Origin of the sequence: uncultured Nostoc sp. (assembly GCF_964245575.1) — a bacterium.
Classification (GTDB): domain Bacteria; phylum Cyanobacteriota; class Cyanobacteriia; order Cyanobacteriales; family Nostocaceae; genus Nostoc.
The window spans coordinates 1-3,938 of sequence record NZ_CAXTNP010000461.1; the positions used below are offsets into that span (position 1 = coordinate 1).

The window sequence follows — 3,938 nt, forward strand, 5'->3', positions numbered from 1 at the left end:
CCAATCCCCAATACCCATTACCCAGTACCCAATCCCCAATCCCCAATATAGGAAAATATCGTGTCAATAACAGAACATAAAATCAATGTAGATTCACTGGAATGGTTTTATCGAGAATCTTCACCAATTGGCAGAACTGACTTAGCGCCTGTGTTGTTGCTACATGGCTTAGTCTCACAAAGTTATAGTTGGCGTAATATTATACCTGCTCTAGCGAATCAGGGTACAAGAGCGATCGCTCCAGATTGGATTGGTTACGGTTTTTCTACAAAACCAGAAAAACGAGATTTTGCTTATACTCCCGATGCTTTTATCACAGCTTTAGAAGGATTTATCAAAGCACTAGGACTTGAACATTTTTCTTTAGTTGTACAAGGATTTTTAGGTTCTGTAGGACTACAATATGCGTTGCGTCATCCAGAACAAATTGCCAATTTGGCTATCCTAAATACACCAATTTCAACTGCTGCCAAATTACCCTGGAAAATTAAACAAATGGGTTTACCTTTGGCAGGTGAAGTCATGACCCAAGACCCGCTTTTGGTTGACCGGACGCTAGAAGGTGGAAGCCGTTATCGCATAGGAGATAAGGAATTAGATATTTATCGAAAACCATTTTTGAAAAGTTCCGCATCTGGGCGGAGTCTCTTATCAAGTATTCGCAATTTACAGCTTGATTCAGCAATGAAAGAAATCGAATCTGGCTTTAAAGAATGGCAACAGCCAATTCTGATTCAATGGGGTATGATTGACCCTTGGTTACCCGTAGAAATTGCCCAAAGTTTTGCCAATTCTGTACCAAATACCGAATTAATAAAACTTAATAACGTCGGACATTATCCTCAAGAACACTACCACGAAGCGATTTTGGAAGACCTTTTACCCTTTGTGCGTCGTAAAGATGCTCATTGACAATATACTTTTGGCAAAAATCGATATTATAAAAATGAAACCACAGATAAACACCGATGATTTATCTGTGGTAAAAAATAAACTCTGGATTTTTGCCAGACTTATAATGTTATTTCAGCCCGCATTTGTGAACTCTTTATTATGATTATAAATTGCTCACAGCCACAAGTAAAGGAGATTAGTATTCATGGCTTATTCGTGGTTTAAAGCTTTTCATATTGTCGGATTTGTAGTTTGGTTCGCTGGTTTATTCTACTTAGTTCGTCTTTTTATATATCACGTTGAAGCGAACCTTGAACCCGAACCAGCGCAAACGATACTGAAAAATCAGTATCAAATTATGGAAAAGCGTCTCTACTATATCATCACTAACCCAGGAATGTTTGTGACGATCGCAATGGCTATCGGTTTATTAAGCACTGAACCGGATGTTTTAAAAGAGGGTTGGTTGCATATAAAACTGCTGTTTGTTGCCATTTTAATTGGCTATCATCATTACTGCGCTCGACTCATGAAAAAGTTAGCAGTAGATGAATGTGGCTGGAATAGTCAGCAATTACGTGCTTTAAATGAAGCACCCACAGTTATGTTAGTCGCGATTGTCCTGCTGGCTGTGTTTAAGAATAATCTACCTACAGATATCGCTGCTTGGGCTATTTTCGCCATGATTATTTTGATGGCAGTCACTATTCAACTTTACGCCAAAAAACGCAGGCAGGATAAAGAGAAATTGACGGCACAGATAGGGCAACCACAAGAACAAAGTTAGACAAAGTAAGGTAGCACAGCTATGCTACCTTACTAAACGTTGCATCACAAGAATAAATGCTACCAATTAACCATTACCTCATCCTGAAAACGTTTTCAGCAAATCATCCCCAGCAATCACAGTAGTGTAAAAAGTATATTTGCGATTAGCGACATAACGACGGTCTTGTTTAATAATCGCCATAAACTCTCTATGTCCTTCACGAGTCCGTCCCACTAAACAACCCGCACTAGCAAGGCGAATATCATTCCGGGGAAAATCAAAGCCGTAATGTTGATTCACATAAAAATCATCACCTGTATCAAGTTTATCACCAGTCCGTTTAAAATCTTTGTTGAAATCTCTACAAACAGTTATATCTCCAACTTGCACTAATGCTTCGTGAGGCTCTGCTGTGCCGTGGATACCAACAGCCCAAGCTTTGTATTGTCCAAACTGAATCCTAGCTGCTCCTTTGGGATTCATCGGATTATAAGTGTAATACTTCCCTGGTTCTGTAGTAGCTTCCCAGTTATCTACGATTTTGGGAACGCCATTTACTACTTCAATAACAATCCGCCGATCATTAAATTGATTGGGTGTATCACTGTTGAGCTTCCAGTCTGCATCTATACCCTCTACATAAACAATGTTGTATTCTTTGGGATTGGTGAATACCTGATAACCTTTGGATACCATATATTTCACAATCTTACTAGCGATGTCATTGCCCAGTTTTAAGGGAGGTTTAGGAAGATCATCTATTTTGGTTTCAATCAGTTTCTTGGCTGTGACTGCTCCTAAAAAGTCACTCTCTCCAGTCTTGGTTAATTCTTGAAATTTTTTGAGAGATATCACAGAAACAGGGCCAAATTTCCCATCAGCTGGAGGTTCTAGCAAACCTAAGTTGATTAACAATATCTGAATCTGACGAGCCAAGTCTGCATCTTGTGCGATCGCATCGAATGCCCATTTCTCATCTTTTCCCAAGAAATCTTGTAGTTTCATTATGCACCTGCTTTTATTTACTTACTTCTAAGTATAAACACCATTTTAAAAGTGGTGAGAGTGAGCAATTTGTCAATCAGCTAGATCAGACTTTGCAGGAAAAAGGAATCAAAATCATCCGGGACAAACGCGAGCTGGGCTACAAAGGACTAATTAAAGCCTTTATGGAACGGATTGGACGCGGTAAATGTGCGTTAGCGTAGCTCGTCGTAGACATCGCAGTTATTAGTGACAAGTATTTAAAATCACCCAATTGCATGTTTGAGCTAGTGCAAATTGCTAAAAATGGTGAATTTTATAATCGAATTTTCCCGATTGTGTTGGCCGATGCCCAAATTTATAAACCTGCTGCAAGACTCAAATATATTAAGCATTGGGAAGACGAAATTAAAGAATTAGATGAAGGTATGAAAGGGATTTCCGCAGCTAATTTACAGGGATTTCGTGAAGAAATTGACCAATACACCGAGATTCGCAACACGATCGCAGAACTCACCAACCTGCTAAAAGATATGAACACCCTCACCTCTGATATTCACAGCAAATCAGGCTTTGAGTCATTGTTGAATGCGATCGCACGCCGTTTAGATGAGTAGAAATAACCCATTGGTTGAGCTTAGAGGTTGAGCAATGTCTACGATGAGCTAGACCTACGCCCTTTTAGCTCGACAATTTGTATTCTGAGGTGCAAGCTTTAAGTTCAGAAGTAGAATGATCAGGGATAAAAGGCGCAACTTCCAGGATAAAAGATGCAACTTTGAAGATAAAAGGCGCAACTTCCAGGATAAAAGCCGCAACTTCCAGGATAAAAGATCGAGCGATCGCCTTTTTTGCTCGACAATTCTTGTTCCAAAGTGGAAGCTTCGTGTTCAGAGGTAGAATGATGAGGTTTTGAGGTGGAGCGATCGCCCTTTTGACTCGACAATTCATGTTCCAAAGTGGAAGCTTCGTGTTCAGAGGTGGAATGGTGAGGTTTTGAGGTTGAGCGATCGCCCTTTTTGCTCGACAATTGGTGTTCCAAAGTGGAAAGATGAAGCTTTGAGGTTGAGCGATACCTTCGGCACACTTCGTGAATGCATCGTAAACAACAGGCATTCGCACACCTTTGAGATGAATAAGACTGAGAATATTCTACTCACCAAACAAACGCCCCCAAAAACCCTTCTTCTTATTTCTAAAAAGCTCTAAGTTGTTACGAAACAGAGTACTATTCGGATCGAGGCGAACAGCTATTTCCAGTTCTGTGATCGCTTGTTCCAACTTCCCTTGA

The 3,938-nt window shown here is 40.0% G+C and carries 5 protein-coding genes; 3 read left to right on the forward strand and 2 right to left on the reverse strand.

Features of this window, described 5'->3' with window-relative positions; genetic code table 11:
* The first annotated feature begins 60 nt into the window (after positions 1–60).
* The gene (locus tag ACFFAP_RS36890; protein ID WP_375515846.1) at positions 61–912 is read left to right on the forward strand and encodes an alpha/beta fold hydrolase; all 852 of its coding nucleotides are present in this window, start codon (positions 61–63) and stop codon (positions 910–912) included.
* A gap of 187 nt (positions 913–1,099) precedes the next feature.
* Positions 1,100–1,681 (forward strand): protoporphyrinogen oxidase HemJ, encoded by a 582-nt coding sequence (hemJ, locus tag ACFFAP_RS36895; protein ID WP_375515847.1) that lies wholly within the window; start codon positions 1,100–1,102, stop codon positions 1,679–1,681.
* 78 nt (positions 1,682–1,759) lie between these two features.
* On the opposite strand, the gene ACFFAP_RS36900 is transcribed toward hemJ, so the two are convergent.
* Complete coding sequence (locus ACFFAP_RS36900) at positions 1,760–2,668, reverse strand: peptidoglycan-binding protein (RefSeq protein ID WP_375515848.1); 909 nt, start codon at positions 2,666–2,668, stop codon at positions 1,760–1,762.
* Positions 2,669–2,925: 257 nt separating this feature from the next.
* Between ACFFAP_RS36900 and ACFFAP_RS36905 the strand changes: the two genes are divergently transcribed.
* Positions 2,926–3,264 (forward strand): hypothetical protein, encoded by a 339-nt coding sequence (locus ACFFAP_RS36905; RefSeq protein WP_375515849.1) that lies wholly within the window; start codon positions 2,926–2,928, stop codon positions 3,262–3,264.
* A gap of 64 nt (positions 3,265–3,328) precedes the next feature.
* Here ACFFAP_RS36905 and ACFFAP_RS36910 read toward each other — a convergent pair whose 3' ends face one another.
* Positions 3,329–3,763, reverse strand: a complete 435-nt coding sequence (locus ACFFAP_RS36910) for a hypothetical protein (protein WP_375515850.1) — start codon at positions 3,761–3,763, stop codon at positions 3,329–3,331.
* Between the last annotated feature and the right edge of the window lie 175 nt (positions 3,764–3,938).

Bases quoted from the DNA above. Each gene is read 5' to 3' on its own strand.
- hemJ (WP_375515847.1), top strand. From the start codon at position 1,100: ATGGCTTATTCGTGGTTTAAAGCTTTTCATATTGTCGGATTTGTAGTT.
- ACFFAP_RS36900 (WP_375515848.1), bottom strand. From the start codon at position 2,668: ATGAAACTACAAGATTTCTTGGGAAAAGATGAGAAATGGGCATTCGAT.
- ACFFAP_RS36905 (WP_375515849.1), top strand. From the start codon at position 2,926: ATGTTTGAGCTAGTGCAAATTGCTAAAAATGGTGAATTTTATAATCGA.
- ACFFAP_RS36910 (WP_375515850.1), bottom strand. From the start codon at position 3,763: ATGCCTGTTGTTTACGATGCATTCACGAAGTGTGCCGAAGGTATCGCT.